Here is a 26,038-nt window from a genome sequence, read left to right on the forward strand (position 1 = left end):
GGACGTGCCCGAGCTGCGGGAGCCGGACCTGCCGGGATCTGCGGTGGAGTCGGGGCCGGATATGCCTGTGCTGCGGGAGCCCGACCTGCCGCGGACCGCGAAGGATCGGCCCAAGGCGCTGCGGACCGGCTGGACCACGGGGACCTGTGCCTCGGCGGCGGCGAAGGCAGCGGTGGAACTGCTGGCAGGCGGGGTGCCGCCGCGCTGGGTGGAGGTGGCGCTGCCGTCCGGGCGGCGGGTGACGTTCGCGGTCGCGGAGTCCGGCATGGACGGCGACGCGGCGACCGCCGTGGTGGTCAAGGACGCCGGGGACGACCCCGACGTGACGCACGGCGCCCGGCTGACCGCCACCGCGCGCTGGTGCGAGGGCACCGGCGTATCGCTGCGCGGCGGCACCGGCGTCGGCACCGTCACCAAGCCCGGCCTCGGCCTGGACGTCGGCGGCCCGGCCATCAACCCCGTGCCCCGCCAGATGATCACGCAGGCGGTCGCCGAGGCCGCCGGCGGGCGCGGCGTGGAGGTGGTGATCTCGGTGCCGGACGGCGAGCGGATGGCCCGCAAGACCACGAACCGCAGGCTGGGCATCCTCGGCGGGATCTCGATCCTGGGCACCACCGGCATCGTCCGGCCGTTCTCCACCGCGTCCTGGCGGGCCAGCGTGATGCAGGCGGTGCAGGTCGCCGCGGCGCAGGGCGAGCAGACGATCGTGCTGTGCACCGGCGGGCGCACCGAGGCGGGGGCGATGGCGCTGCTGCCGGAGCTGCCCGAGGTCTGCTTCGTCGAGGTCGGCGACTTCACCGGGGCCGCGCTGCGCACCGCCGCCGGGCACGGCATGACCGGGGTGGTCTTCGTCGGCATGGCCGGCAAGCTGACGAAACTCGCCGCCGGGGTGCTGATGACGCACTACACCCGCTCCGCCGTGGACACCGCGCTGCTGGGCCGGGTGACGATCGCCGCCGGCGGCTCGCCCGAGCTGGCCGGGCAGGTCGACGCGGCGAACACGGCGCGGCACGCGTACGAGCTGTGGGAGTCGGCGGGTCTGCTGCGCACCGCCGGGGACCTGCTGTGCGGCCGGGTGCGGGACGTGCTGGCCCGGTTCGGCGGGGGCGTGCTCAAGGCCGAGGTGGCGATGGTGGACTTCACCGGGCGTACGGTCGTGGCCGCGACCAGGCCGGAGTGGGTCTCATGCGCCGGGTGACGGTGATCGGCCACGACGGCGGCGCGCTCGGCCCGGCCGCGTCGGCGGCGTTGTCGAGCGCGACCCTGGTCGCGGGCGGTGCCCGGCATCTGTCCGGGCTGGACCTGGGTGCCGAGACGCTGGTCATGGGCCCGGTCGCGCCGGTGGTGGCCCGCGTCGCCGCGCACGAGGGCGAGGCGGTGGTGCTGGCCAGCGGCGATCCCGGCTTCTTCGGCATCGTCGCGGCGCTGCGCCGGGCCGGGGTCGAGCCCGTGGTGCTGCCCGCGGTGTCGAGCGTCGCGGCGGCCTTCGCCCGCGCCGGCCTACCGTGGGACGACGCCCTGGTCGTCTCAGCCCACGGCCGCGACCCAGGCGCCCGCGACTCCGCCAGCGGCGACGCCGCGTCAGGGGACTCCGTCGGCCGCGACTCCGCCTGCGGCGGCGCCGTGTCCGGAGGCGGTGATCGTGGCGGTGCGGACCATGATCCGTTTTTGTGGACGCCTGCTGTCGCTGTAGCAACGCCAGGCGTCCACAAAAACGGATCATCGAGGCTGCCGGACGGATTCCGGCGGGCCGTCAACGCGTGCCGGGCCCACCCGAAGGTGGCGGTGCTGACCGCCCCCGGCAACGGGCCCGCCGCTCTCGGCGCGGCGCTGGCCGGGTGGGACCGCACCCTGGTGGTCGCCGAGCGGCTGGGCACCCGGCAGGAACGGCTGGTCACGCTTGCCGCCGCCGCAGCGGCCGGAGCCGAGTGGGCCGACCCGAACGTGGTGCTCGTGCTGGACCCCGCCCGCCCCGACGCGCGGACCCGGCCGGGCTGGGTCTCCGGTCCGGGCCCGGGCCCGCGCGGGTGGGCCCTGCCCGAGGCCGAGTACGCCCACCGCGACTCGATGATCACCAAGGCGGAGGTACGCGCGTACGCCCTGGCCCGGCTCGGCCCGCGCCTCGGCGACCTGGTCTGGGACGTGGGCGCCGGGTCCGGCTCGGTCGCCGTGGAGTGCGCCCGGTTCGGCGCGGCGGTGCTCGCGATCGAGCGCGACCCGGCCGCCCTGCCCCTGATCAGGGCGAACGCGGCCGGTATCGGTATCCGCGTGGTCGCCGAGACGGCACCCGGCTGCCTGGCCGCGCTGCCCGACCCGGACGCCGTGTTCGTCGGGGGCGGGGGCATGACCGTGCTCGCCGCCTGCGCCGACCGCCGCCCCACGCGCCTGGTCACCGCCCTCGCCGCCGTCGAGCGGGCGGGCGCGGCGCTGACCCTGCTACGCGCCGCCGGGTACCGCGCCGAGGGCGTGCAGCTGCAGGCCGCGCGGCTGAACCCGCTGCCCGACGGCACGCACCGGCTCGCCGCCACCAATCCCGTCTTCGTCGTCTCCGGGGAGCTGCCATGACCATCGGGCTGATCTGGGCCACCGCCGCCGGGCGCGCCGCCGCCGACCGGCTCGCCGCCGCCTGGCCCGGCGAGTGCACCGTCCACCAGGGACGGGTCCGCGACCAGCTCGCCCGCGCCTGGGCCGAGTCCGACGCGATCGTCGCCTTCCTGGCCACCGGCGCCACCGTCCGCCTCCTCGCCCCCCACCTCACCCCCGACCCGCAACCCGCCTCCGAACCTCGCATCGCGCCGAGTGCCGCCCCCGCGCCGGAGCCGCAGTTTCACCGAAACTGCAGCCTCAACGCCCTCGAAAGCTGCACTTTCCCCGAACCTGACGCGGACGCCGACGCCGGTCCCGACGTGGGCGGCGGTGGCGGCAGGGTGGGTGTGCGGCGGGGGAAGGGGGAGCAGCCCGGGGTGGTGTGTGTGGATGAGGCGGGGCGGTGGGCGGTGGCGCTGCTCGGCGGGCATGCAGGTGGGGCGAACGCACTGGCCGGGCGGATCTCGGCGGTGCTGGGGGCGGAGCCGGTGGTGACCACCGGCACGGACGCGGCGGGCATCCCGGGCCTGGACACGCTCGGGTTCGCGGTGGCCGATCCGACGCGGCTCGCGCCCGTGTCGCGGGCGCTGCTCGACGGCGAGCCGGTCGACTGGCGCGCCGACCAGCTCTGGCCGCTGCCCGCGCTGCCACCCAACCTCGGCGACCATCCGGGCGCGGTGTGCCGCGTGCTGGTCACCGACCGCACCGCGCCCGTGCTCGAAGCGCCGGCCGGGGACGGGCGCGCCGACGGCCACGTGCCGTCGGCATCACCTGACGGAGACGCCGCGCACGGAGCCGGCCGGCCGCTGGTGCTGCATCCGCCGTCGCTGGTGCTGGGGGTCGGGGCGAGCCGGGGCGTGGCGGAGGAGGAGATCGCGGAGCTGGCCGACCGGGTGCTGGCCGCGGCGGGGCTGGCCGGTGCGTCGGTGTGCGCGGTGGCCACCGCGGACGTGAAGGCGGACGAGGCGGGCCTGCTCGCGTACGCGCGGCGGCGCGGCCTGCCCCTGCTCACCTATCCCGCGGCGGAGCTGGCGGGGGTGCCGGTGCCGAACCCGTCGGAGGTGGTGCGCGCGGCGGTCGGCACGCCGAGCGTGGCCGAGGCGGCGGCGCTGCTGGGCGCCCGCGCCCGGGGCCGCGACGCGCGGCTGGTGGCGCCGAAGACGGCGTCGGCGATGGCGACGGTCGCGGTGGCCCGGCTCGTCCCGATGGGACGGCTGGCGGTGATCGGCCTGGGTCCGGGCGCGGCGGATCTGCGTACGCCGCGGGCGACCGAGCAGCTGCGGGCCGCGTCGGTGGTGGTCGGCCTCGACCAGTACGTGGACCAGGTCCGGCATCTGCTGCGGCCGGGCACCCGGGTGGTGGACTCGGGGCTGGGCGCCGAGGAGGAGCGGGCGCGCACGGCCGTGGAGCTGGCGCGGGCCGGGCACGCGGTGGCGCTGATCGGCTCCGGCGACGCGGGCGTGTACGCGATGGCGTCGCCCGCGCTGGAGTTCGCCGGGGCGGACGTCGCGGTGACCGCCGTGCCGGGCGTGACCGCCGCCCTGGCCGCGTCGTCGCTGCTGGGTGCCCCGCTCGGCCACGACCACGTGTACCTCTCGCTGTCCGACCTGCACACCCCCTGGCCGGTGATCGAGCGGCGGCTGACCGCGGCGGCGCAGGCGGACCTGGTGGTGTGCCTCTACAACCCGCGCAGCGCCCGGCGGACCCGGCAGCTGCCCGCGGCGCTGGCGATCCTGGGCGCGCACCGGCCGCCGGACACCCCGGTGGGGCTGGTCCGCGAGGCGACCCGGCCGGGGGAGCGGGTGGCGCTGAGCACCCTGGCCGCGTTCGACCCGGCGGCGGTGGACATGAACACGGTCGTGATCGTGGGTGCGAGCACGACCCGCACGGTGGCGGGGCGCATGGTGACGCCGCGGGGGTACGCGTGGATGCCGTCGTGAGCTTCGACGGCTGCCAGGGCTGCGGCGCATGCCTGCTGACCTGCCCGGTGCACGCGATCCGGCCGGTGGCGGGCGACGGCCCGGCGGCGCTGTACGCCCGCCCGGACCTGTGCACGGGCTGCGGCGAGTGTGTCGAGGTGTGCCCGGTGGACGCGGTGACGCTGCTCGCGCGGGAGCGGCGATGAGGCGCGCCGTGCACCCGATCGAGGCGGAGTCGTACCGCATCCTGCGGCGCGAGGCGGCGACCGCGGACCTGCCGCCGTACAGCAGGGATGTCGCGGAGCGGATCGTGCACACCACGGCCGACCCGGGCTGGGTGGCCGACCTGGTGCTGGACGAGGCGGCGCTGGCCGCCGGGGCCGCCGCGCTGGCGGCGGGCGCGCCGCTGGTGGTGGACGTGACCATGGTCGGCGCGGGGATCACCCGCTACCCGTCGCGCTGCCTGGTCGCCTCGGCACGGGCCGCGGAACTGGCCGCAGACCAGGGCGTCACCCGGTCGGCGGCGGCGGTGCGGCTGGCCGCGGCCGAGTCCGCCGAGGGTGCGGTATGGGCGGTCGGCAACGCCCCCACGGCCCTGTTCGAGCTGCTGCGGCTGGCCGCCGCCGGGCGGGTCGTCCCGGCGCTGGTGATCGGCCTGCCGGTCGGCTACGTCGGTGCGGCCGAGTCGAAGGCGGCGCTGCGCGCCTCCGGCCTGCCCCAGCTGTCCAACGTCAGCGCGCGCGGCGGCTCGGCCGTGGCCGCCGCAGCCGTCAACGCGCTCCTTTACGGCGACCCCGTGCCGGATCGCAGTCGCGGGGAAACTGCACGCTCAACGTCGCCGCATCCAGCAGTTTCCCCGAAACCGCAGGCCGGAGGCGGCACCGCGCCGCAGTTCCCGGCAACCGGGCCGGGCTGACGAGGCACTGACCCGCGGCAACCCACGTGTTGCCGAGGCAACCCCGAGGTTGCCGAGCAGGACGATGCAGACCCCCAGGAGGAGAGACCGTGACCACCACCCCGCCCGCGCTGCTCATCGCCGGGCACGGCACGTCCGACGCCGACGGCGCGGAGGACTTCCGCGCGTTCACCGACCGGGTCGGCAAGCGCCTGGCCCCGCGCGGGGTGACCGTCGGCGGCGGGTTCATCGAGCTGTCCCCGCCGCCGCTGGGCGAGGCCGTGGCCGGGCTGGTCGCGGCCCGGCACCGCAGGCTGGCGGCGGTGCCGCTGATGCTGGTCGCGGCCGGGCACGCCAAGGGCGACATCCCGGCCGCGCTGGCCCGCGAGCAGCACCGGCATCCGGGGCTGGCGGTGGCGTACGGCCGCCCGCTCGGCGTGCACCCGGTGATCCTGGCGCTGCTGCGGGAGCGGCTGGCCGAGGCCGGGGCGGACGGCGCGACGACGGTGCTGCTGGTCGGCCGGGGTTCCACCGATCCGGACGCGAACGCCGAGGTGGCGCGGGCCGCCCGGCTGCTGGCCGAGACGACGGCGGTGGCCGGGGTGGAGTACGCCTTCGTCTCGCTCGCCGCGCCCGGGGTGCCCGCGGGCCTGGACCGCTGCGCGGCGCTGGGCGCGCGCCGGATCGTGGTGCTGCCCTACTTCCTCTTCACCGGCGTGCTGCCGCGCCGGGTCGCCGAGCAGGCCGCCGCGTGGGCGGGGACGCACCCGGACGCGGCCGTGCGCTGCGCGGCCGTGCTCGGCGACACGGACCAGCTCGCCGACCTGGTGATCGAGCGCTACGACGAGGCGCTGGCCGGCGACATCCGGATGAACTGCGACTCGTGCGTGTACCGGGTCAAGCTGCCCGGGTTCGAGGAGCGGGTCGGGGCGGCCCAGACGCCGCACCATCACCCGGGCGACCACGGCCACGCACACCATCACCACGCGGACGGGCACCCGCCACACCATCACGGCTAGCACCCGGCGGACCCGGCCCCGTGGGCGCGGGGCCGGGTCCGCCGGGGCTCAGCGGCCGACGCCCGAGGCGATCGCCTCGCGGAGGTTGGTGTGGGCGTCGGCGGGCAGCAGGTAGCCCGCGCCGACGTTCCGCAGGTCGGCGAGCACGACCTTGGCGACATAGCCGCCGCGGGTCGGGTACAGCCGGTCCAGCGTGGGCTCGTCGAAAGGCTGGTGGGAGCCGAACAGGAAGCAGAACGACTGGCCGGCGTTGTCGCCGGTGCCGACCGCGGTGGGCACGGTCACCTGCGAGTAGCGGATCCCGCCGAGGGCCAGGCCCAGGCCGTCGCGCGCCTTCGTGCCGTCCGCGTTGAACACCAGCGGCTCGGCGACCGGCGGCGGGGTGCCGAAACGCACCCAGCGGACCAGGTGGTCGTACGCGGCGGCGGTGGCGTGGTGCACCGGGACGCGGCTGAACGGGGGCAGCGCGCAGTCGTACACGGGCGCGGCGCCGAGGTCGCGGACCGAGATCGGGTTGCGGTACTCCTGCCCCCGCCAGCCGGAGTGCGCCCCTCCGGCCACCTCCCAGCGGCGGAACCGGCCGGTGTCCGGGGACGGGCGCACCGGTGTGCGTACGTCGGTCTCGGACAGCACCTGGAACACCGGCTCGTCGCCGACGCGGGTCGGGGCGTTGCCGACGATGAACGCGTACCCGTCGAACACCGGCTCGACCCTGGGCAGGATGTGCTGGTAGTAGACGGTCATCCGGGCCGCCGACTGGGACGCGCCGACGGCGAGCAGGGTGCGAACGTCCAGCCTGTCCAGCGGCGAGCCGGGCCCGCCGAGCGCCTTCGCGGCCTGGGCGAAGATGTCGTACGACAGCTCGTCGGCGCGGTAGGCGCCGCCACCGGTGACGTCCAGCGTGCCGTACCGGGTGGGGCTCCAGGCCCGCAGCTGGTCGACGCCGACGCGCTGCGCGGAGACGCCGATCCAGGCGTACCCGGCCCGCATGATCGCCTCCCCGTTCCACAGCGCGTCGAGGTCGTAGCCGGCGGTCACGTTCTGCCACTCGACCAGGGCGGTGCCGTTGAAGGCGGGCCGGTGCGCGGGCCGCCGCACGATGATCCGGGTCCGGTACGGCACGTCGGTGGCGACCTGCACGCCGAGCTGGTCCCAGCCGTCGGCCACCCCGGACAGGTAGAACTCCTGCTCGACGTAGCCGTGCCGGGCCAGGTCGTCGGGCGTCGAGAAGAACGGGTAGGTCTCCTCCAGCACCGGGGACAGCCGGTCGCCGGGCACGGCGCCCGGGATCGGCGCGGACACCGTCGGCACGGCGGTCGGCGTGCGCGCGTCCTCGGCGTACCCGCTGCCGGACGGGATCAGAGCCACGGCGAGGGCGAGCGTGACGGCGGTGCCCAGCCTGCGCGGATGCTTCGTCATGCGGCCATGGTGGCCGCGGGCCCGGCCGCCCCGCATCGGCGATATCACCAGATCCGGGGTTTGACTCGCCCACGAGGACGCTGGCATGGTGGTTGCTACAAGTACACATCAGACGACGGTGCGCAGGAACCCGGTGAGAATCCGGGACGGTCCCGCCACTGTGACCGGGGAGCGCCCCGCAACGAGCCACGGCCGCCCATGCGGCTGGAAGGCGCGGCACGCGCGACACGCCAACCACCCGGGAGTCAGGACACTGACCCGTCGTTGTCCAGTTCGGGGCGGTGAACCCCGAGAAGGAGGTATGTCATGGGTGCGTTGTCCACCCCTGTCGAGGCGACCGGGGCCGCGACCCGGCTGCGGGACCAGCTCATCGCCGGTCTGCTGGTCGCGCTGGCGCTCTTCATCCTGTACGCGGTGTTCCTGGACCAGGGCGCGCTGCTGTCCCCGCTGTACGGGGAGCTCTCCCGCAGCGCGAACTACCTGCACGAGCTGTCCCACGACGGGCGGCACCTGTTCGCCGCGAACTGCCACTGAGCGGGGCGGACATGTCCCTGCTCTCCCTGATGGGGCGGGGCGGGCTGGCCGGCGCGTGCGCCGGTGCCGCCTCCGCCCTGGTCTCGCTGGTGCTCGCCGAGCCGGTCATCGACCGGGCGATCGAGCTGGAGCACGCCTCCGCCGGCGAGGGCCACGGAGCGGAGCTGTTCAGCCGCGACACCCAGTACGCCGGCCTGCTGGTCTCGGTGGTCCTCACCGGGATGGCGATCGGCCTGCTGTTCGGCCTGGTCTACGCGGTGCTGCACCGCCGGGACCCGGCCGCCGACCCGTGGGGCCGGTCGCTGCGCCTGGCCGGGGCCGGGTTCCTGGGTGTGAGCCTGCTGCCTTTCCTGCGGTTCCCGACCAACCCGCCGGGCGTGGGCAGCGAGGCGACCCAGCAGGCCCGCACCGTGACCTGGCTGGCCGCGATCGCGATCGGGCTGGCCACGATGGCGGCGGCGGGGCTGCTGGCCCAGCGGCTGGCCCAGCGCGGCACGTTCCTGCCGGTGCGGCACCTGGCGCCGGTGGGCGTGGTGCTGCTCGGGCTGGCGCTGCTGTTCCTGCTGCCGTCCTCCGGCGACGCCATCGGCACACCGGCCGACCTGCTGTGGAGCTTCCGCGTGCTGTCGCTGCTGGCCTCGGCGGTGCTGTGGGCCGGGCTCGGCGTCGGGTTCGGGCTGGCGGGGCTGCGGGCCGCCACGGCCGCGGACGCCGCCGTGGCGACGCGGGCGGCCGCGTGAAGGCCGGGATCACCGTGTGCCGCGACTGCTGCTGCGGCACGGACCGCAAGCATCCCGGCACCGACCACGACGGGCAGCTGCGGCAGCTGGAGAAGGCGGGCGTGCGGGTACGCATCGCGACGTGCCTGGACGTGTGCGAGCACTCGAACGTGATGGTGGTGCACCCGCGGCCGAGCGGGCGGCGGGCGGGCGGGCGCCCGGTGTGGCTGGGCGGGGTGCTCGACGAGACGGTGGTGGAGTACGTCGCCGCCTGGGCGGCCGCGGGCGGCCCCGGCGCCGCGGAGCTGCCGGTGGCGCTGATGCCGTACGTGATAGAGGCCCCCGGTCAGGCCTGAGGCCGGACCGGGACCGCCGCGGCGTCCGCTGCTGGGGCGCCGCGGCGGTACATCACCAGCAGGATGATGGCCAGCAGCGGCATGAGGATGTCCGAGGGCAGCGCGTAGACGTTGGCGGGCGCGGTGTTGCCGTGGAACACCCACTGGTTGAAGTGGCCCCAGGCGTCGCCCCAGAACGAGATGGCCAGCGCGACCACGGCGGCGGTCAGCCAGGTGCCGCGCAGGCGCGGCCAGGCGCAGCCGATGGCCAGCACGGCGACCGCGAGATCGCCCCAGCCGACCTCCCACTGGAACATGGACTGGGTGTAGCCGATCTGCTCGGCGGTCTGGTCCGAGGTCGGTCCGATGTGACTGAGCCCGCCGAGCACCCCCCAGACGCCCGCCCCGCAGACCATGAGCCACAGCAGTGCCAGCTCGACGACCCGGTGCCTGGTCCGCCGGTGGTGGTGCTTGTCCACGGCGACGTGGATCAGCCAGCCGACGACGGTGGTGAACCAGATGGCAACGAAGAACGGCATCGCGCACCTCCCGGTGATGCCGACGCTACGCCGTGATCACCGGGTCTGTCCGGCATCTGGATGATCTCGCGCTCAGCTCACCCCGTAGAAGCGGCCGGCGCCCGAGTGCAGTTGCAGGGGGGAGACCAGCGCGGCGATGTCCCGGCTGATGTTGTCACCCTCGGGGTGCACCGCGGCCAGCTCCGACTGGTAGTCGAAGATCAGCTGAGTGAGCCGGAACGCCAGGTCGGCCGGCATGTCCTCGCGTACCACGATCAGGTTCGGCACGGCGACCACGGTGACGTCGGCGCTGAGCCCGTACATCGCCTTCGGGATCTTGCCGGGGGCGTAGATGTCCGGGTACGCCTTGCCCATGGTGAGGAACAGCTCCTCGGTGGGCAGCAGCGTGAACATGCCCGGCGACTGCGCGAACAGCGCCTGCACGCCGACGGTGGGCAGGCCCGCCGCGTAGAACATGGCGTCCAGGTCACCGGCCCGCATCAGGTTGGCCATCTGCGACAGCGACGCCGAGACCTGCGTGATGTCGCGTTTGACGTCCAGCCCGGCCGCGCCCAGCAGCCGCAGCGCCACCAGCTCGGTGCCGGAGTTCTGCGGGCCGGTGGCCACGCGCTTGCCCTTGAGCTGCTTGATCGACGTGATGCCGGAGTTCGCGCGCACCACCAGGTGGGTGTAGCCGTTGAAGATGCGCGCCAGCGCCTTGAACTTCACCGGCTTGCCCTCGAACGAGCCCCTGCCCGCGGCGGCGTCGGCCGCCGTGTCGGCGAAGGTGAACGCGACCTGCACGTCGTCGCTCGCGAGGCGCAGCAGGTTCTCGCCCGCGCCGTTGGTCGGCGGGGCGAGCGCCTCGTAGCCCTCCAGGTGGCGGTTGACGATGTCGGCGTAACCGCCACCGATCTGGTTGAACACCCCGTTGGTGGGGCCGGTGCCGATGGTCAGGGTGCCGCCGTGCCAGGCCTGCGCCGTCGCCGCCGGGTCCTCCGTGCACGCGGCGAACGCGGGCAGCAGCAGCGCGCAGAGCAGCAGGCCCAGCCGGCGGCGCGTCACCACTGCCCGCCCGCCCGTGCCTCCGGTTCCAGGGCGTACGCGACCCGGTGGGCGAGCAGCGCGGTCTCGTATCCGATCTGGCCCAGGTCGCACCCGGGCGCGGCGACGACGGCGAGGAACGCCCGGTCGCGTACCGCCATGATCATCAGTACGCCCTCGTCCATGTCCACCACCGTCTGGCGCACCTGGCCGCTGCTGAGGCAGCGCGCCGCGCCGATGGTGAGGCTGGCCATCCCGCTCGTGATGGCCGCGAGCTGGTCGGAGAGGTCCTGGCGCAGACCGTCGGAGTGCGCGATGGTCAGGCCGTCCACGGAGACGGCCAGCACGTAGGTCACGTCGGCGATGCGCTGGGAGAACGAGGTCAGCAGCCAGTCCAGGCCGCCGATCTCCTCGGCGCCGGTGACCTGCGCGGGGTTCTGAGTCATCGAGTGCTTTCCTTCGTAGCTGGCGGGGCTGAGAGGCGTTGCTCGCGGGCGAGTTCGCGGTGAGCGGCCGCGATCCCCCCGGCCAGGCCGGACAGCCGGACCCGGACCGCGTCGGGGTCCAGGAGGCCGGATCCGTTCGGTCCGGTCGGATGAGAGGGGGAGGGGGGCTCGTCAGCGGGCGGCGTGGGTTCCCCGGGACGGCGCTGCGGCAGCCCCGAGGGCAGGATCTCGGCGGTGGACGGGGGCGGTGCCTGCCGGATCGCAGGGATCGCCTGCGTCGGCGCGTCGCCGGCCGCCGCAGGGATGGCGGCGGGCAGGGCGGGGGGCGGGAAGTCGGCGGAGTGGATCAGGGCGGTCGGCGGGGCCGCGGCGGACGGGGGAGCGGGGATCGGGGCCGGGGGGTTGAGCACCGCGGCCCGGAAGCCGTGCCGGCGGGTGCGCAGGATCTCGCCGTCCGGCATCGCGCCGCCCGCGGACGGCACGGTGAACCGGGTGGCGGCGCTGTGCGGCGGGGCGAGCAGCACCGTCGGCAGCAGCACCAGGGCCACGGTACCCCCGCCGGGGCTGCTGCGCAGCTGCACCTTGATCCCGCGCCGGGCCGCGATCCGCGCCACCACCAGCAAACCCATGGTCCGGGCCAGGTCACTGGTCAGCATGGACGGCCGGGCCAGCCGCTCGTTGATCTCGTCGAGCTGCGCGGGCGGCATGCCGATGCCCGCGTCGAAGATGCTGATGGTCAGGCCGTCCACGCCGCGCCGGGTGGAGACCAGCACGCGGCTCTTCGGCGGCGAGAAGTCGGTCGCGTTCTCCAGCAGCTCGGCCAGCAGGTGCACCACGTCGCCGACGGCGTGCGCGACCACGGACAGGTCGGCGATGGAGTTCGTCTCCACGCGGGCGTACTGGTCGATCTCGGCGGCGGCCGCATGCACCACGTCGAGCAGCAGCTCGGCGTGCACGAACCGGCGGCCCGGCTCGCCGCCCGCGAGGACCAGCAGGTTCTCCTCGTTGCGGCGCATGCGCGCGGCGAGGTGGTCCAGCGCGAACAGCTTCGCGAGCGCCTGCGGGTCGGTCTCGCCCCGCTCGAACTCGTCGATCAGGTGGAGCTGGCGCTGCACCAGGGTCTGGCCGCGGCGGGACAGGTTCACGAACATCGCGGAGATGTCGTGGCGCAGCATCGCCTGGTCGGCGGCCAGCCGCAGCGCCTGCGCGTGCAGCGTGGCCAGGGCCGCGCCCACCTCGCCGATCTCGTCCTTCGGCCCGGCCAGCGCCTTGTCGGCCACCTCGTGGGAGGCGCGCACCAGGCGGCGTACCGTCTCGACGTTGGGCGCGGCGGAGACCCCGGCGATGGCCTCGGGCAGCTCGGTGGCGGCGATGTCCATCGCGGACCGGCTCAGCCGGCGCAGGCCCCGGCTGGTGCGTACGGCCAGGATCCCCGCCACGGCCAGCGCCAGCACGATGACGCCCGCCGTGCCCGCGCCGGTGAGCAGCGCGTCGCGCCGGGCGGCGGCCTGCTGCCGGGCCGACTCCCGCTCCATCGAGGAGATGACCTCAAGCTCGAACAGGTAGAGCCGGCGCAGCGCGTTCGACTGCGCGATGTACCAGGTGTCGGGGTCGACGCGCAGCGCGGCGGGGGTGGTGTCGGCGGCCAGCGCGGCGGCCAGCAGCGCGTTCGCGCGGTCGACGTCGGTGCCGCGCACCACCTCGCCGTAGCGGGCGCGCGTCTGCGCGCCGGCCACCCGCTCGAACTGCAGCAGCCGCTCCTGCTCGGCGCCGCGCAGCCCGGCCAGCTCGGCCAGCTCACCGGGCTCGAAGCGGCCCCGGCTGAACACCGCTCGCAGCAGGCCGCGCTGCTCGGAGGCGTGGTGCTCGACGGCGTTGAGCGCCGCGACCGCCTCGGCGTACGCGCTCAGCGAGTCGTCGTTCGGCGTCTCGCCCAGCGACTCGCCGACCAGGAACATGGTGTGGGTGAGGTCGTCGTAGACGGCCTCCGGCGACGTCTCGGCGGTGTTGGCGCCGACCAGCGGGAACTGCGCCCGGTCGCGCAGGTACGGCAGCTCGACCAGGACGAACTCGGCCTCGTTGAGGATCGGCCGCACCTCGGGCGCGGAGGCGGCCGCCGCCAGCGCCGCCGCCCGGAAACGAGCCACCGCGTCGTCGGTGCGCCGCCGCTGCGCGACGAGCAGCGCCTCACCGGCCTTGCCGCCGCGCAGGCGCAGCGCCACGGTCTCGGCGATCTCCTGCTCCAGCTGGTGGTTGAGCTTCACCGTGGCGGTCAGGGCCGTGGCGATCGAGCCCGAGGCGCGGGCCTGCTCCGCCTCCTCCATCGCGGCCGAGGTCTGCAGCCCACCCAGCGCGCCGAGACCCAGCGTGGCCACGCCGATGGGCAGCAGCAGCCGGTAGCCGATGGATCGGCGGCCACGGCGCCGGGCCGAAACCGCCGGAACGTCGCTGTCCCGAACGTACTGTGGTGACCACGGCGGTGCGCCGCCGCCGGTGACTGCCATGCGTCGCGCCTCCGACTGTCGGTTGGACTCCCATGAGCGTTATGGGCAACAACCTTCACCGCAACCCCCGAAACGTCCTACGGATGGACACATCGGTGTCACAGGATGGCACGTTCAGCCCTACCGGCTGGCCTAGGTTATGTCGTTGTTGTTTCAACTGAAACATTCACGACATTCAGCCATGCGCCCGAACGGATGTCGTTATGGCGCGTTTCACCTGCGAATTCGCTCGGGCGTCTTACCCTCGTGGCAATATGTCGGATTTGTCAACGGGGTGCAGCATGCTCGTCCGTCGTCTCGCTTCGATCATCGCGGCGCTCACCGTCGCCGGCACCGCCGGCGCCTGCTCCGGTCAGGAGGAGCCGCCCGCCGCGAAGCCGTCGGCGGCAGCCACCTCGGCCGCCGCCAAGCCGGTCGCCCGCACCACCGTACGGGTGGGCAGCGTCGGCGGCCGCCGGGTGCTGGTGGACCAGGAGGGCCGCACGCTGTACGTGTCCACGGCCGACACCAAGGGCAAGAGCAGCTGCCTGGGCCAGTGCGCCACGACCTGGCCGCCGCTGACCGGCGACGCGGTCAACGGGGAGGGCGTGGACGGCTTCCAGCTCGCGACGTACTCCCGGCCGGACGGGCAGCTGCAGACGACCTACCTCAACCAGCCGCTCTACCGGTTCCGCGACGACAAGGTCGGGGACGCCAACGGCCAGGGCATGAACGGCACCTGGTTCATGCTGGACGCGGACGGCGACCCGCTGCGCTGGTGGTGACCGGGCCCCGCCCGCTGCGGTGAGATCCCGGCCAACCTGGACGGAGCCGGGCGTGTAACGCGCCCGGCCCATCGTGATGTCGGTAGTCTTTCCCGAATTCGCCTATATGCCTGCGATGTTGGGAAGACATGAAGAACAGACGTTTCGTCATCACGGCCGTTCTCACCGCGGTCGTGCTGGGCGGCATCGGCTACGCGTCGTTCCGGCAGGCGTACAGCGACGGCGCCCCCGCCGGCCACCCGGCCCGGCCGAGCCGCACACTCGGCGCGGCCCTGCCCGGCGCGCCCACGGTCACCGAGCCGCGCGCCGACGGCCACCTGGTCAGCGGTGCCGACGTGCACATGGAGAGCGCCGAGCTGAAGCTGACCGGCAAGAACGGCAAGCGGTCCGCGCACGTGTGCTCCGAATGGGAGATCTGGTCGATCGAGCCCGCCGAGCGGGTCTGGTCCACCAAGTGCCTGGACGGGCCGCAGCTCGTGCACGCGCACCTGGGCGACGGGAGGTTCGAGAACTCCTTCGCCGCCCGCCGCGACCTGGCCGCCGACCGCGAGTACGACCTGCGCGTGCGCTACCGCGACGAGGACAAGGCCGAGGCCGACCGGTGGACGCCGTGGGGAATGCGCGCCTTCCGCACCCGCCCGCAGCTCGCGCCGCTGGCCAACGCGGGCACCTGGCACGTACGCCAGGACGGTTACCGGGTCGAGGAGGTGGCCGGCGGCTTCCAGCTGCCGGTGCACCTGGCGATGGTGCCCGGCCACAACGGCGACCCGGACCGCCCGATGTTCTACGTCACCGAGCTGTACGGCCAGATCAAGGTGGTCCGCGGTGACCTGACCGTCGGGACGTACGCGAAGAATCTCTTGAACTTCAACCCGCGGGGGACCTTCCCCGGCACCGGGGAGAAGGGCGTCACCGGCATCGTGGTCGAGCCGAAGACCGGCGACGTGTTCGCCTCGGTGCTGTACGACAAGGGCGGCGTGCACTACCCGAAGGTGGTGCGCTTCTCCAGCCGCGACGGCGGCCTCACCGCGGCGAAGCAGACCACGGTGCTGGACATGCCGAACGAGCCGCAGTCGGCCGCGCACCAGATCTCCCAGCTCACCATCGGCCCGGACGGCAAGCTCTACGTGCACATGGGCGACGGCATGATCGCCAGCACCGCCAAGGACCTGAACAGCTTCCGGGGCAAGATCCTGCGGGTCAACCTGGACGGCACGGCGCCCGAGGACAACCCGTTCCACGACGCCGACGACGGCATCACCGCCGCCGACTACGTGTACGCGTCCGGCTTCCGCAACCCGTTCGGCGGCGCCTGGCGGGCCGACGGCAGCTACTACCAGGTGGAGAACGGCACCGCGATCGACCGGCTGTCCCGGGTCGACAAGGGCGTCGACTACGGCTGGGACGGCACCCGCGACAGCATGCTCAAGCCGAAGCTCTACATCTGGGAGCCGTCGACCGCGCCGACCTCGATCGCGTTCATCGACCCGGCGGTGCACCACGGCTCGGGCTTCCCGCAGAGCAAGCACGGCCACATGTTCGTGGCCGAGAGCGGCCCGACCTTCGCCAGCGGCCCGCAGGGCAACGGCAAGCGCATCGTCGAGTTCACCTTCGACGGCGGCAAGGTCGGCAAGCCCCGGAAGCTGCTCGAATACAACGGCACCGGCAAGGCCAGCGTGGTCGGCCTCGCCGCCGGACCCGACGGCCTCTACTTCACCGCCCTCTACCCCGACGCCGACACCGCGTCCCCCGACGCCCCCGGCGCCAAGATCTACCGAGTCCGCTACACCGGCGACTCCTGACGAACGAAAGGAAGGGCACCTTCTTAACGGAATCCGTTGAAGAAGGTGCCCTTCTTAACCTCTGCGCGCGGTCACTGCACGACGATGAACTCCACCCGGCGGTTGATCGCCTGGTTGGCCTCGGTCGTGTTCGGCACCGCGGGACGGGTCTCGCCGTAGCCGACCGCGGTCAGCCGGTCGGCGGCGATGCCCTGCTTGACCAGGAAGTCCACCACGACCTTGGCCCGCGCGCGGCTCAGCGTCAGGTTGGACGCGGCCGTGCCCTTGCTGTCGGTGTGGCCCTCGATGCGCACCTTGACCTGTGTCGTGGCGAGCACCTGCGCCGCGCGGGCCAGCGCCGCCCGCCCGGCCGGGGTCAGCACGGTCTTGTCGTCGACGAAGGTCACCGCCTTCAGGTCGCCCAGCGCCTGCTCGACCTCGGTCACCTTGACGGCGATCGAGACGTCGGTGACGCCCGCCGCCTTGGCGGCCGCGTCGACCTCCTGCGCGGTCGCCGCCGTGTCGACGGTGCCGGTGACCTCGATCTTGTCCCCGCGCAGCTGCACGGTCAGGTCCGTGGAGTGCTTGGCGACCGCGGCCAGCAGCCGGCCGAGGCCGTCCAGGCCCTTGTCGGTGACCGACGGGTCGACGGTCAGCTGGTCGTCGACCATGCCCGCCCCGGCGGCGTCGGTCGCCGCCTTGACCAGCTGGGACTTGGCGGTCTCGTCGGGCACCCGGCCGCTCAGCGTGATCCGGCCGCCACCCGCGACGGTCGCGGTGACCTCCGGCGGGGACGTCGGCGCGGGGGCCGCGGCCGTGGGCGACGCCGACGGGGCCGGTGCGGGCTCCGCGACGGCGGGGACCTCGGCCTCGGCCACGCGTACGCCCTCCAGCGCCCGCACGATGGCCAGCGCCCGGTCGGCGTCGGCCGCCGTGGCGACCTGGAGCGTGCCGTCGCGCCCGATGAAGCTCACCCGCACCGAGGACAGCCCGGCGGCCTGCAGGGCCTGCTCCGACCGGCGGGTCAGGTCGTCCTGGATCCGCTCGCGCACCGGCAGGTGCTGGGCGGCGAGGACACCGGCCAGGCCGAGCACCGCGACGGTCACCCCGACCAGCGGGCTGAACCTGCGCTCACTGTTCGCCATGCTCATTCCCGTCCCGTGTCGCGGCCGGCGACCAGGCGGCGCTGCAGGTCGGCCAGCGCCTCCTCGTCCCCGTCGGCGAGTAGCCGGGCCTGGCGGGCCCAGGTGAGCAGCGCGGGCGCGAACTTCAGGCCCTGCGCCTCGATCGCGGTGCGCAAGGTGTCGTTGTCCGCCTCGGCGAGCGCGGCGTACGTGCCCAGCCCGGCGGCGGTCAGCGCGGCCTCCATACGCGGGCCGATGCCCTCGATGCGCTGCAGGTTGTCACCCGCGGCGACCAGCACGACCTCCTCGGGGGTCAGCTTGGCGGCCTCGGCGGCGAAGCCGGCCGACTGGGCCGCCTCGGCGCGCTCGACGATGGCCTCCATCGAGTCGTCGGGCTCGGCCTTCGCGGCGGGCGCCGGCTCGGCCACGGCCTCCGGCTCGGTCACGGGCTCCGCCTCGGCCGCCGGCTCGGCGGGCTTGGCGATCGGCGCGACCAGCGACACGGGCCGCTGCTGCACCTCGATCTGGTCGTCGGCGGGCGCCGCGGCGGCCTTCTTGCCGTTCTTGCGGGCCGGCTTGGCCTGCGCGGCGCTCTCGGCGGGCGCGGCGGCCACGGGCGCGACCGCGACCGGCGCGGCCTCGGCCGGCGTCACGGCGGCGGTGGTGGGCTGCTCGGACGTGGTGCTGCGGTCGGGGTCGGACTTGCCGCGCCTGCTCCAGATAAGCCAGCCCACCAGCAGGCCGAGCAGGAACGCAATCAAGATCATGAGGAGCGACTGGCCGATGAACCAGGCCACGAAGACCTCCAAAGAGAACGCGCGGGGGACGCGCTGTCGGAAAACTCGAGGCAGCTTCGCACACGCCCGGACGGACCGGCTCAGCGCATCGGGCGGAAGTGCTCCCCGCACCGGGTCACAAAGCCCCGCGTCCGTTTAGGATGCCGCTGTGCCGACGACCGTGACACACGTACGCGACCTCGCCGACGCCGTCGGCAGCTTCCTGGGACACAGCGAGTGGCACGAGATCACCCAGCGCCAGGTGAATCTCTTCGCCGAGGCGACCTGGGACGACCAGTGGATCCACACCGACCCGGAGCGCGCCGCGACCGGCCCCTACGGCGGCACCATCGCGCACGGCTTCCTGACCATGTCGCTGACGCCGACCCTGCTCGCCGAGATCTGGCGGGTCGACGGCATCGACATGACGGTGAACCAGGGGCTGGACAACCTGCGGCTGCGGGCGCCGGTGCCGGTCGGCGCGCAGGTCCGGATGGGCGCCGAGCTGCTGTCCACGCGCACCCGCCCGAAGGGCTTCGCCGAGGTGGTGGTCCGGCTGACGTTCGAGTCGGAGCACGCCGGCCGGCGGCAGCGCGTGGCCACCGCCGACCTGACGATCCTGCTGCGGGAGGCGGCCGCCGTCCCGCGGTGATCAGGTGCTCAGGAGGGGTCCCCGCTCCAGCGGGCGTCCTCCTCCTCCCACTGCTCGTTGCGCTCCTTCACCCGGGACAGCGCCTGCTCGGCGTCGGCGGGGGAGGGATAGGGGCCGAGGAGGAACTTCGACGGGCACTTGTCGTCACCGTGCTCCACCCTGTTGTGCTTGATGCACCAGAAGTACTGCGGCGGATCCCCGACGTTCGTCATGCCCTTACTGTGCCCGCCCGCGCGCCCGCCATGCCACCGTTCGGGGGGCGAAACGCGGCGGGGCGCCTCCCGAAGGAGACGCCCCGCTCGCCGGCATGCTCAGAGGATCGACACGTGTACGTGGTTGGTATGGTCGCCGGCCGGGCTGTCGCCGCAGGTGGAGCCGGTCGAGCTGTACCGTTTCCACGCGCCGTTCACCCAGATCTGGCAGTACCAGATGACGTACATGACGCCGAGCCGGCTCGCGTTCTTGACGTAGAACGCGGCCAGGTTGTTGCCGTAGGTCCGGTCCCCGCCGGAGGCGGACGAGTTCTTGAACCCGTCGGTGGCCGAGGCGTGGTCGCAGGCCCGGCCCTTGGGATGCTCGCCGTCGCCGCCGGAGCGGTAGCAGGAGACATACCGTTTGAAGCCGTTGGCCTTGGCCTGGTTCATCGCGTGCAGGGTGCGCGGGGTGATGCAGCCGCCGGTCGTCGGGTCGTCGATCGAGCAGCTCTCCTTCGGCCAGGAGCCGTCGGAGTTGCGCGGCGCGGGCTTGGCCAGCGGCGAGTTCGCGTTGATGTAGCCGCTGGAGTTGCGCCCGTCGGCCACGGCCAGCGCCTTCTCCGCCGCCTTCTTGCGCTTCTCGATCTCCTTGAGCGCGTCCTGCTGCAGCTTGACCTGCACGTTGATCGCCGCCTTCTTGGCGGTGACCTCCTGCTTGCGGGTGCGGTAGTCGCGCATCTTGCTCTGGTCGCGCTGGGTCATCCGGTCCATGGCGCCGGCCTTCGCCAGCAGCGAGCCAGGCCCGGAGCCGTCGATCATCAGGCTGACCAGGCCGAGCTTGCCGGTCTTGTACGCCTCCGCGGCGTACGCGGCGACGTTCTGGCGCAGTCCTTCGAGCTCGGTCTCGGCCGCGGTCAGCTCGGCGGCGAGGGCCTTCTGGCTGACCTCGGACGCCTCCAGGGCCGCCTGGGCCTCCAGGTAGCCCTTGGCCGCGGCGTCCAGGTTCTCCCGGAGCTGCTTTAGGGTCTTCGAGCTGCCCTCGTTGGGCTCGGCCAGCGCGGGCGCGGCCGGCGCGAGGCCGGTCACGACCAGCAGCGCGGCGAGCAGCACCGCGAGGCGGGCCGAGCGCCTTCGGCGGGGCACGGTGGGGGTCACGGAGGTGCATCCTTCCGTCGTTCGCCGCGCGGACCGGACCGGCGCCGGTGGCGGGCTGCGGGGGATGCAGCGGGCCGGGCGGCCGGGCCTGTCGTCGGGGATGCGCGACGGTGGCTTCGGCAGATCTTTATGTGAGACAGCCTCGGTGCCATGGGGCAGGCGGTCAGACTACCCGGTCCGGCGACCGGCACTCAAAGCGATCGACGAGCATGCCCCGCTATGCCCGAAACATTGGTTTTCACGTTGCGGCATCGGCACCGTAATAGTGTTAGCCGGAGGGAATTGTGTCGTCTCGCGCCGTTTCAGTGCTCTTCACGGCCTGGATGGTGCTGTTTGGCGTGCTGTTCTACGCCATCAGGCCGTGGCAGGTGGCGATCTGGGCTGTCCTCGGACTCAGCGGCGCCGCCGCGATCGAGTACGGCATACGCCGCCACCGGCCCCGGGAGGCGCTGCCCTGGCGCCTGCTGGCCGCCGCGCTGGTGCTGTTCGTCGTCGGCGACACCTTCTCGGCGCTGCTGAACAGCGACCGCCTCGCGCCGTACCAGGTCCCGTTCGTCGTCGACATGTGCTACCTGGCCATGTTCGTGCTGATGAGCGCCGGTCTGATGGGACTGGCCCGGTCCGGCTCGCCGGTGCGCGACCGGGCCGGGGTGCTCGACGCGGTAACCCTCCTGCTCGCGCTGGGCCTGCTCGCGTGGATGTTCCTCGTCGAGCCGCGGTTCCGTACGCCCGGACTGACCGCGCTGGAGCAGATAGCCGCGGTCGCCTACCCGCTCGCCGACCTGCTGCTGCTGGCGATGGCGCTCCGCATCGTGATCGTGGCGCGGTGGAGCGCGTCGGTCGCGCTGCTGGCGGCCGGCAGCGCCGGCATGTTCGTCAGCGACAACCTGCACCTGTTCGCCCGGCTCGACGGGTTCTGGCACATCGGCGGGCCGCTCGACATCGGCTGGATCCTGCTCTACTGGGGCTGGGGCCTGGCCGCGCTGCTGCCGTCCATGGTCTGGCTCTCCGAGCCGGGGCCCGCCCCCACCGCCGAGCTGAGCAGCCGCCGGGTGGTGGTGCTCGGCCTGTCGTCGTTCATCCCCCCGGTCGTGCTGCTGTTCCAGGCGCTGCGCGGCCCGGTACGCAACGCCGAGGCCATCGCGCTGCTCTGCATCGCCATGTTCGTGCTGGTGCTGATCCGGCTGATCGACGCGATGCGGGTGCACCGGCACTCGCTCGCCCGGGAGCGGCTGCTGCGCGAGGCCGGCGCCGAGCTGGTCGCCGCGACCGACGTCGCCCACGTCACCGACGTGGTACGGGAGACCGCCACCGGGCTGATGCCCCCGCACTGCCCGCACCGCGTGGTGCTCACCGTCGGCGAGGACGAGGCAGCGCCCGCCGAGGCCGCCGGGGCGCCGCGGGCCGCGGTGCTGGCCGAGAACGGTGACCTGCGGCCGGTGCACTCGGCCGAGCTGGCCGGTTTCGAGTCGGTGCTGAGCTGCCCGCTCGCCCCGGCCAACGGCACCTCCGGCGGCCGGAGCATCGGCACGCTGCTCGTCGGGGCGGACGAGAACGTACTGCGTACGCTGCAGGGCGCGATGGAGGTGCTGGCCGTGCAGGCGGCCCTGGCACTGTCCCGGATCATGCTCAACGACGAAGTGAACCGCCGCGACAGCGAGGCGTACTTCCGGGCGCTGGTGCACAACACCGCCGACGTCATCATGATCGTCGGGAACGGCGACGACATCCGCTACTGCAGCCCGTCGGCCGCGGCGATGTTCGGCCGCGAGGCGCTGGAGGGCAACCACCTGCTCGACCTGGTCGTGCCGGAGGAGCGCGAGCGCTGCGCGGGCTACCTGCTGCGGGCCCGCCAGGAACGGCGCGGCGAGACCACCGACTGGACCGTGTGGGGCTTCGGCGACCGGCGGCTGCAGGTCGAGGTCTCCAGCCGCGACCTGCGCGAGGACCCGACCGTCGGCGGCCTCGTGATCACCCTGCGGGACGTCACCCAGCGGCGGCGGCTGGAGCGCGAGCTGACCCACCGGGCCTTCCACGACTCGCTCACCGGGCTGGCCAACCGCGCGCTCTTCATCGACCGGGTCACCCTGGCGGTGGACCGGGCCCGGCGCAACGGCGCCATCACCGGCGTGCTCTTCATCGACCTCGACGACTTCAAGGACGTCAACGACACGCTGGGCCACCCCGTCGGCGACGAGCTGCTCACCGCCGTCGCCGAACGGCTCAAAGGGGTGCTCCGCCCGCACGACACCGCCGCCCGCCTGGGTGGCGACGAGTTCGCCGCGCTGATCGAGGACGCCCCGGGCACCGGCGCGATCGAGGCCGTCGCGGAGAAGGTGATCCGGGTGCTGTCCGCGCCCGTGCCCGTCGGCGACCAGGTCGTGCCCGCGGGCGCGAGCGTCGGCGTGGCCACCACCCGGCACGCCGACGACGGCGACGAGCTGCTGCGCCACGCCGACCTGGCGCTCTACTCCGCCAAGGGCGAGGGCAAGGGCCAGTGGCGGCGCTACCAGCCGGCCCTGCACGAGGCGCTCGTAGAGCGGCTGCAGCTCAAGGCCGACCTCGACCGGGCCATCGCCGAGGAGGAGTTCAGCCTGCGCTACCAGCCCGTGGTCGGGCTGACCGGCGGCGGCACGGTCGGGCTGGAGGCGCTGGTGCGCTGGGAGCACCCGCACCGCGGCACGCTCGGGCCGGGCGAGTTCATCGGGCTGGCCGAGGAGTCCGGCCTCATCGTGCCCATCGGGACGCAGGTCGTCCGGCAGGCGCTGGCGATGGCCGCCCGCTGGCCGACGCACGCCGGGCTCGGGCCGTACGTCAGCATCAACATCTCGGCCCGGCAGTTCCGCACCCCCGGCGTCGTGGTCGACCTGCTGCGCGAACTCGACACGGCCGGGCTGCCCGCCAACCGGCTCATGCTGGAGATCGTCGAGTCGCTGCTGCTGCACGAGGAGGAGGACGTCTGGACCGACCTGGCCGACCTGCGCGAGGCGGGCGTACGCGTGGCCATCGACGACTTCGGCACCGGCTACTCCTCGCTGAGCTACCTGCGGCAGATGGCGCTGGACGTGGTGAAGCTCGACAAGTCGTTCGTCAGCGAGATCGCGGTGTCCGCGCAGCAGCGGGCGCTCGTGGAGGGCATCGTCCGGCTGGCCAACACGCTCGGCCTGGAGGTCATCGCCGAGGGCATCGAGACGCAGGAGCAGCGCGAGATCCTCGCCGAGATCGGCTGCCCGTACGGGCAGGGCTACCTGTTCAGCAAGCCGCTGCCCGCCGCCGAGGCGCTGCGCTGGCTGGTCGACGACCTCGACCGGCCCGGCGCGGACTAGTCTCGCCCGGTGCGCGTCGTGTCCCTGGTGCCGTCGCTGACCGAGGCGGTCGCGGCGACCGTGCCCGAGGTGCTGGTCGGGGCGACCGACTGGTGCACCCATCCGGCGGGACTCGCGGTGGCCCGGGTGGGCGGCAGCAAGCATCCCGATCTCGCCGCCGTGCAGGCGCTGCGGCCCGACCTGGTGCTGGTCAACGTCGAGGAGAACCGCGAGGCCGACGCCGACGCCCTGCGCGCGGCGGGTGTGCCGCTGCACGTGACCTACCCGCGCACCGTGGACGAGGGGCTCGGCGAGCTGGGCTCTCTGCTCGCCGTCCTGGGCGTGGCGGCCGAGCCGGACTGGCTGGTCCGGGCCCGTGCCGCCTGGGCGGGGCTGCCCGCCCTGCCGCCGCGCCGGGCGATCGTCCCGGTGTGGCGGCGTCCGTGGGTGGTGCTCGGCTCGGACACCTTCGCCGGTGACGTGCTGCGCCGGCTCGGCGTCGCCAACGTGTACGCCGACGCGGACGAGCGCTACCCCCGCCCGTCCCTCGACGAGCTGCGCGCCCGCGCCGCCGAGCTGGTCGTGCTGCCGGACGAGCCCTACGCGTTCACCCGTTCCGACGGGCCGGAGGCCTTCCCCGGGGTGCCCTGCGCGCTGGTCTCCGGCCGCCATCTCACCTGGTACGGCCCGTCCCTGGCCGAGGCCCCGGCGCTGCTCGCCGCCCAGCTGTCCAGCCCCGCCTGACCCCGGCCGCCGGGCGGATGAAGATCGCGGTCTCGTGCCAAGATCTGCGGTCTGGCACATGATTTCGACACGAAGCACCGATCTTGCCGGGCGGCGCCGTCCCGGCGGCGTTAAGAAGGTGCCCTTCCTCTACGCATAGCGTTAAGAAGGTGCCCTTCCTTCAGGACCAGGCGTTGAGTTCCGGGTCGTTGGGGGCGTGGACGACGCGGGAGTCGGGGGCGTCGAAGCGCATCACGGGCCGGGTGGCGTCCCAGGCGGGCCAGCCGGGGTCGCCGGTGGTGGCGAAGTCGACCCAGGCGCGGTGCATGTCGTCGGCCAGGGACTGGGGCGGGTTCGGGCCGGCCAGCGGGAGTCCCTCGGGTGAGTCGAGGGTGTCGAAGACGAAGCCGATCTCCAGCGCGTGGCAGGCGCCGAGGCGCTCCATCGGCGACGGCCAGGCGAACTCGTACAGCCAGGTGCGGTGGGGCAGGCGGAAGTCGGCGAGGCGGTTGAGCGGCAGCCGCAGCAGTCGGTCGGTCGCGATGACGCCGAGCAGCTCGCCGGGCGACGCCTCCGGCCGGGCCGCCCGGTAGACGCGCGCGGTGCGGGCCCTGACCCGGAACTTGGCCAGGGCCAGGCGCAGCGTCAGCCGGTTGATCCGGTCGACCAGCCCGCTGGGCACGAACCACAGCCGGTACTCCTCGGCGTTGTAGCCGAGCAGCAGCTCCACGTCCGCCCCCGCACCCTCGTGCAGCGCGACCATCGGGTCGCGGGGCAGCACGTCGCCGTCCACGGACAGGGTGAACCCGTTGCCGTTGCCGAGCGGCGGCCCGCCCTTCGTGATCGCCACCTGCGTCGCGAGCAGCCGTTCCGGCGGGACGGCCGCGAACGCCGCCGCGGTGGCCGGGATCTTCAGCCGCTTGGCGATCATGCGGGTTGACCGGCCCGCGGCCTCGGGCTGCTGCGCGGTCGGCGCACCGCTCTGCAGCACCGCCCGCCTGAACAGGCCCTGCGCGTACGGGCTGGTCAGCAGCGCGCCGATGGAGATGGAGCCGGCCGACTCGCCGAACACGGTGACGTTGCCCGGGTCGCCGCCGAACGCGGCGATGTTGTCGCGCACCCAGCCCAGGGCCGCGAGCTGGTCACGCAGGCCGAGGTTGCCCGGGGCGTCGGGGAAGACGCCGAAGCCCTCGATGCCGAGCCGGTAGTTGATCGACACCAGCACCACGCCGTCCCGGGCGAAGTGGCGCCCGTCGTACGTGGGCAGGCTGTTGGAGCCGTTGCGCAGCGAGCCGCCGTGGATCCACACCATGACCGGCCGACCGGTGGCGCCCGCGGGCGCCCACACGTTCAGGTTGAGGCACTCCTCGCCCGGGATGTCCGGGTCGCTGAGCAGCCGGTCCAGCGGCGGCGGGAACGGCGCCTTCGGCGCGGTCGGCCCGTACGCGAGCGCGTCGCGTACCCCGTCCCAGGCCGGGACGGGCGCGGGCGGCGCGAACCGGTGCTCCCCGAACGGGGCCGCCGCGTAGGGGATGCCCAGGAAGACCGCGACGCCGTCGCTGATGCGCCCGCGTACCCGCCCGCTCCCGGTCCCGACCACCACCTCGACCGCAGTCTCCGTCATGC

The 26,038-nt window shown here is 73.9% G+C and carries 22 protein-coding genes, 2 pseudogenes and 1 riboswitch; of the genes and pseudogenes, 14 read left to right on the top strand and 10 right to left on the bottom strand.

Features of this window, described 5'->3' with window-relative positions; genetic code table 11:
• The first annotated feature begins 61 nt into the window (after positions 1-61).
• From Cba03nite_RS22665 to Cba03nite_RS22690, 6 genes and pseudogenes are all read left to right on the top strand, one after another.
• The gene (locus Cba03nite_RS22665; protein WP_203749797.1) at positions 62-1,198 is read left to right on the top strand and encodes a cobalt-precorrin-5B (C(1))-methyltransferase; all 1,137 of its coding nucleotides are present in this window, start codon (positions 62-64) and stop codon (positions 1,196-1,198) included.
• Positions 1,195-2,565, top strand: a complete 1,371-nt coding sequence (gene cbiE, locus Cba03nite_RS22670) for a precorrin-6y C5,15-methyltransferase (decarboxylating) subunit CbiE (RefSeq protein ID WP_239125950.1) — start codon at positions 1,195-1,197, stop codon at positions 2,563-2,565. The genes Cba03nite_RS22665 and cbiE overlap by 4 nt, the downstream gene beginning before the upstream one ends.
• Complete coding sequence (gene cobJ, locus Cba03nite_RS22675; protein ID WP_275411612.1) at positions 2,562-4,526, top strand: precorrin-3B C(17)-methyltransferase; 1,965 nt, start codon at positions 2,562-2,564, stop codon at positions 4,524-4,526. Before cbiE ends, cobJ begins: the two co-directional genes overlap by 4 nt.
• Positions 4,511-4,684, top strand: a pseudogene (locus tag Cba03nite_RS22680) (4Fe-4S binding protein); the annotation flags it as partial. The gene cobJ and the pseudogene Cba03nite_RS22680, both read left to right, overlap by 16 nt.
• Before the next feature lie 23 nt (positions 4,685-4,707).
• Positions 4,708-5,292 (top strand): annotated as a pseudogene (locus tag Cba03nite_RS22685) (precorrin-8X methylmutase); the annotation flags it as partial.
• Between the two features lie 218 nt (positions 5,293-5,510).
• Positions 5,511-6,419 (top strand): sirohydrochlorin chelatase, encoded by a 909-nt coding sequence (locus tag Cba03nite_RS22690; RefSeq protein ID WP_203749708.1) that lies wholly within the window; start codon positions 5,511-5,513, stop codon positions 6,417-6,419.
• A gap of 48 nt (positions 6,420-6,467) precedes the next feature.
• Here Cba03nite_RS22690 and Cba03nite_RS22695 read toward each other — a convergent pair whose 3' ends face one another.
• Positions 6,468-7,838, bottom strand: coding sequence for an alpha/beta hydrolase domain-containing protein (locus Cba03nite_RS22695; RefSeq protein ID WP_203749710.1), 1,371 nt, complete (start codon positions 7,836-7,838; stop codon positions 6,468-6,470).
• Between the two features lie 82 nt (positions 7,839-7,920).
• Positions 7,921-8,114, top strand: a riboswitch (cobalamin riboswitch).
• A gap of 30 nt (positions 8,115-8,144) precedes the next feature.
• Between Cba03nite_RS22695 and Cba03nite_RS22700 the strand changes: the two genes are divergently transcribed.
• From Cba03nite_RS22700 to Cba03nite_RS22710, 3 genes are read left to right on the top strand one after another with little or no spacing between them, the layout of a single operon-like run.
• Entirely contained in the window at positions 8,145-8,372 is a 228-nt protein-coding gene (locus Cba03nite_RS22700; RefSeq protein WP_203749713.1) for a CbtB-domain containing protein, read from the top strand.
• Between the two features lie 11 nt (positions 8,373-8,383).
• The gene (locus Cba03nite_RS22705; RefSeq protein WP_203749715.1) at positions 8,384-9,112 is read left to right on the top strand and encodes a CbtA family protein; all 729 of its coding nucleotides are present in this window, start codon (positions 8,384-8,386) and stop codon (positions 9,110-9,112) included.
• A gap of 8 nt (positions 9,113-9,120) precedes the next feature.
• On the top strand, positions 9,121-9,447 hold the full coding sequence (locus Cba03nite_RS22710; protein WP_203749803.1) for a hypothetical protein: 327 nt from the start codon (positions 9,121-9,123) through the stop codon (positions 9,445-9,447).
• Here the strand turns inward: Cba03nite_RS22710 and Cba03nite_RS22715 are convergent.
• The 4 genes from Cba03nite_RS22715 to Cba03nite_RS40395 all read right to left on the bottom strand — a co-directional run bounded on the left by Cba03nite_RS22715 (position 9,438) and on the right by Cba03nite_RS40395 (position 13,938).
• Entirely contained in the window at positions 9,438-9,965 is a 528-nt protein-coding gene (locus Cba03nite_RS22715; protein ID WP_203749717.1) for a DUF6790 family protein, read from the bottom strand. The two genes, Cba03nite_RS22710 and Cba03nite_RS22715, sit on opposite strands and share 10 nt — an antisense overlap.
• 72 nt (positions 9,966-10,037) lie before the next feature.
• Positions 10,038-11,009 carry a TAXI family TRAP transporter solute-binding subunit gene (locus Cba03nite_RS22720; RefSeq protein ID WP_203749720.1) on the bottom strand — a complete coding sequence of 324 codons (972 nt, stop codon included), beginning with the start codon at positions 11,007-11,009 and terminating at the stop codon, positions 10,038-10,040.
• Positions 11,006-11,434, bottom strand: coding sequence for a roadblock/LC7 domain-containing protein (locus Cba03nite_RS22725; RefSeq protein ID WP_203749722.1), 429 nt, complete (start codon positions 11,432-11,434; stop codon positions 11,006-11,008). Before Cba03nite_RS22725 ends, Cba03nite_RS22720 begins: the two co-directional genes overlap by 4 nt.
• Positions 11,431-13,938, bottom strand: coding sequence for a sensor histidine kinase (locus Cba03nite_RS40395; RefSeq protein ID WP_203749724.1), 2,508 nt, complete (start codon positions 13,936-13,938; stop codon positions 11,431-11,433). Before Cba03nite_RS40395 ends, Cba03nite_RS22725 begins: the two co-directional genes overlap by 4 nt.
• Before the next feature lie 281 nt (positions 13,939-14,219).
• Between Cba03nite_RS40395 and Cba03nite_RS22735 the strand changes: the two genes are divergently transcribed.
• Together Cba03nite_RS22735 and Cba03nite_RS22740 are read left to right on the top strand one after the other, a co-directional pair.
• Positions 14,220-14,702, top strand: coding sequence for a COG4315 family predicted lipoprotein (locus Cba03nite_RS22735; protein WP_203749727.1), 483 nt, complete (start codon positions 14,220-14,222; stop codon positions 14,700-14,702).
• Between the two features lie 128 nt (positions 14,703-14,830).
• Positions 14,831-16,504 carry a PQQ-dependent sugar dehydrogenase gene (locus tag Cba03nite_RS22740; protein WP_203749729.1) on the top strand — a complete coding sequence of 558 codons (1,674 nt, stop codon included), beginning with the start codon at positions 14,831-14,833 and terminating at the stop codon, positions 16,502-16,504.
• Positions 16,505-16,575: 71 nt separating this feature from the next.
• Here Cba03nite_RS22740 and Cba03nite_RS22745 read toward each other — a convergent pair whose 3' ends face one another.
• The gene (locus tag Cba03nite_RS22745; protein ID WP_203749732.1) at positions 16,576-17,628 is read right to left on the bottom strand and encodes an OmpA family protein; all 1,053 of its coding nucleotides are present in this window, start codon (positions 17,626-17,628) and stop codon (positions 16,576-16,578) included.
• A 2-nt stretch (positions 17,629-17,630) separates the two neighbouring features.
• On the bottom strand, positions 17,631-18,374 hold the full coding sequence (locus tag Cba03nite_RS22750) for a helix-hairpin-helix domain-containing protein (protein ID WP_203749735.1): 744 nt from the start codon (positions 18,372-18,374) through the stop codon (positions 17,631-17,633).
• A gap of 178 nt (positions 18,375-18,552) precedes the next feature.
• Here Cba03nite_RS22750 and Cba03nite_RS22755 point away from each other — a divergent pair, with 178 nt between their 5' ends.
• Positions 18,553-19,035, top strand: a complete 483-nt coding sequence (locus Cba03nite_RS22755; RefSeq protein ID WP_203749738.1) for a MaoC family dehydratase — start codon at positions 18,553-18,555, stop codon at positions 19,033-19,035.
• An 8-nt stretch (positions 19,036-19,043) separates the two neighbouring features.
• Here the strand turns inward: Cba03nite_RS22755 and Cba03nite_RS22760 are convergent, their stop codons facing one another.
• Positions 19,044-19,247, bottom strand: coding sequence for a hypothetical protein (locus Cba03nite_RS22760; protein ID WP_203749741.1), 204 nt, complete (start codon positions 19,245-19,247; stop codon positions 19,044-19,046).
• Between the two features lie 99 nt (positions 19,248-19,346).
• A complete protein-coding gene (locus Cba03nite_RS22765; protein ID WP_239125952.1) occupies positions 19,347-20,384 on the bottom strand; it encodes a coiled-coil domain-containing protein in 1,038 nt (345 codons plus the stop codon).
• A gap of 323 nt (positions 20,385-20,707) precedes the next feature.
• On the opposite strand from Cba03nite_RS22765, the gene Cba03nite_RS22770 reads away from it, so the two are divergent.
• Together Cba03nite_RS22770 and Cba03nite_RS22775 are read left to right on the top strand one after the other, a co-directional pair.
• Complete coding sequence (locus Cba03nite_RS22770; protein WP_203749744.1) at positions 20,708-23,710, top strand: putative bifunctional diguanylate cyclase/phosphodiesterase; 3,003 nt, start codon at positions 20,708-20,710, stop codon at positions 23,708-23,710.
• Positions 23,711-23,719: 9 nt separating this feature from the next.
• Complete coding sequence (locus Cba03nite_RS22775; RefSeq protein ID WP_203749747.1) at positions 23,720-24,433, top strand: helical backbone metal receptor; 714 nt, start codon at positions 23,720-23,722, stop codon at positions 24,431-24,433.
• A 160-nt stretch (positions 24,434-24,593) separates the two neighbouring features.
• Here Cba03nite_RS22775 and Cba03nite_RS22780 read toward each other — a convergent pair whose 3' ends face one another.
• Complete coding sequence (locus Cba03nite_RS22780; RefSeq protein WP_203749750.1) at positions 24,594-26,036, bottom strand: carboxylesterase/lipase family protein; 1,443 nt, start codon at positions 26,034-26,036, stop codon at positions 24,594-24,596.
• Positions 26,037-26,038: the final 2 nt, after the last annotated feature.

This window comes from Catellatospora bangladeshensis, from assembly GCF_016862575.1.
GTDB lineage: Bacteria > Actinomycetota > Actinomycetes > Mycobacteriales > Micromonosporaceae > Catellatospora > Catellatospora bangladeshensis.

Bases quoted from the DNA above. Each gene is read 5' to 3' on its own strand.
- Cba03nite_RS22725 (WP_203749722.1), bottom strand. From the start codon at position 11,434: ATGACTCAGAACCCCGCGCAGGTCACCGGCGCCGAGGAGATCGGCGGC.
- Cba03nite_RS22780 (WP_203749750.1), bottom strand. From the start codon at position 26,036: ATGACGGAGACTGCGGTCGAGGTGGTGGTCGGGACCGGGAGCGGGCGG.
- Cba03nite_RS22705 (WP_203749715.1), top strand. From the start codon at position 8,384: ATGTCCCTGCTCTCCCTGATGGGGCGGGGCGGGCTGGCCGGCGCGTGC.
- Cba03nite_RS22700 (WP_203749713.1), top strand. From the start codon at position 8,145: ATGGGTGCGTTGTCCACCCCTGTCGAGGCGACCGGGGCCGCGACCCGG.
- Cba03nite_RS22735 (WP_203749727.1), top strand. From the start codon at position 14,220: ATGCTCGTCCGTCGTCTCGCTTCGATCATCGCGGCGCTCACCGTCGCC.
- cobJ (WP_275411612.1), top strand. From the start codon at position 2,562: ATGACCATCGGGCTGATCTGGGCCACCGCCGCCGGGCGCGCCGCCGCC.
- Cba03nite_RS22760 (WP_203749741.1), bottom strand. From the start codon at position 19,247: ATGACGAACGTCGGGGATCCGCCGCAGTACTTCTGGTGCATCAAGCAC.
- Cba03nite_RS22695 (WP_203749710.1), bottom strand. From the start codon at position 7,838: ATGACGAAGCATCCGCGCAGGCTGGGCACCGCCGTCACGCTCGCCCTC.
- Cba03nite_RS22665 (WP_203749797.1), top strand. From the start codon at position 62: ATGCCTGTGCTGCGGGAGCCCGACCTGCCGCGGACCGCGAAGGATCGG.
- Cba03nite_RS22770 (WP_203749744.1), top strand. From the start codon at position 20,708: ATGGTGCTGTTTGGCGTGCTGTTCTACGCCATCAGGCCGTGGCAGGTG.
- Cba03nite_RS40395 (WP_203749724.1), bottom strand. From the start codon at position 13,938: ATGGCAGTCACCGGCGGCGGCGCACCGCCGTGGTCACCACAGTACGTT.
- Cba03nite_RS22745 (WP_203749732.1), bottom strand. From the start codon at position 17,628: ATGGCGAACAGTGAGCGCAGGTTCAGCCCGCTGGTCGGGGTGACCGTC.
- Cba03nite_RS22740 (WP_203749729.1), top strand. From the start codon at position 14,831: ATGAAGAACAGACGTTTCGTCATCACGGCCGTTCTCACCGCGGTCGTG.
- Cba03nite_RS22715 (WP_203749717.1), bottom strand. From the start codon at position 9,965: ATGCCGTTCTTCGTTGCCATCTGGTTCACCACCGTCGTCGGCTGGCTG.
- Cba03nite_RS22750 (WP_203749735.1), bottom strand. From the start codon at position 18,374: ATGATCTTGATTGCGTTCCTGCTCGGCCTGCTGGTGGGCTGGCTTATC.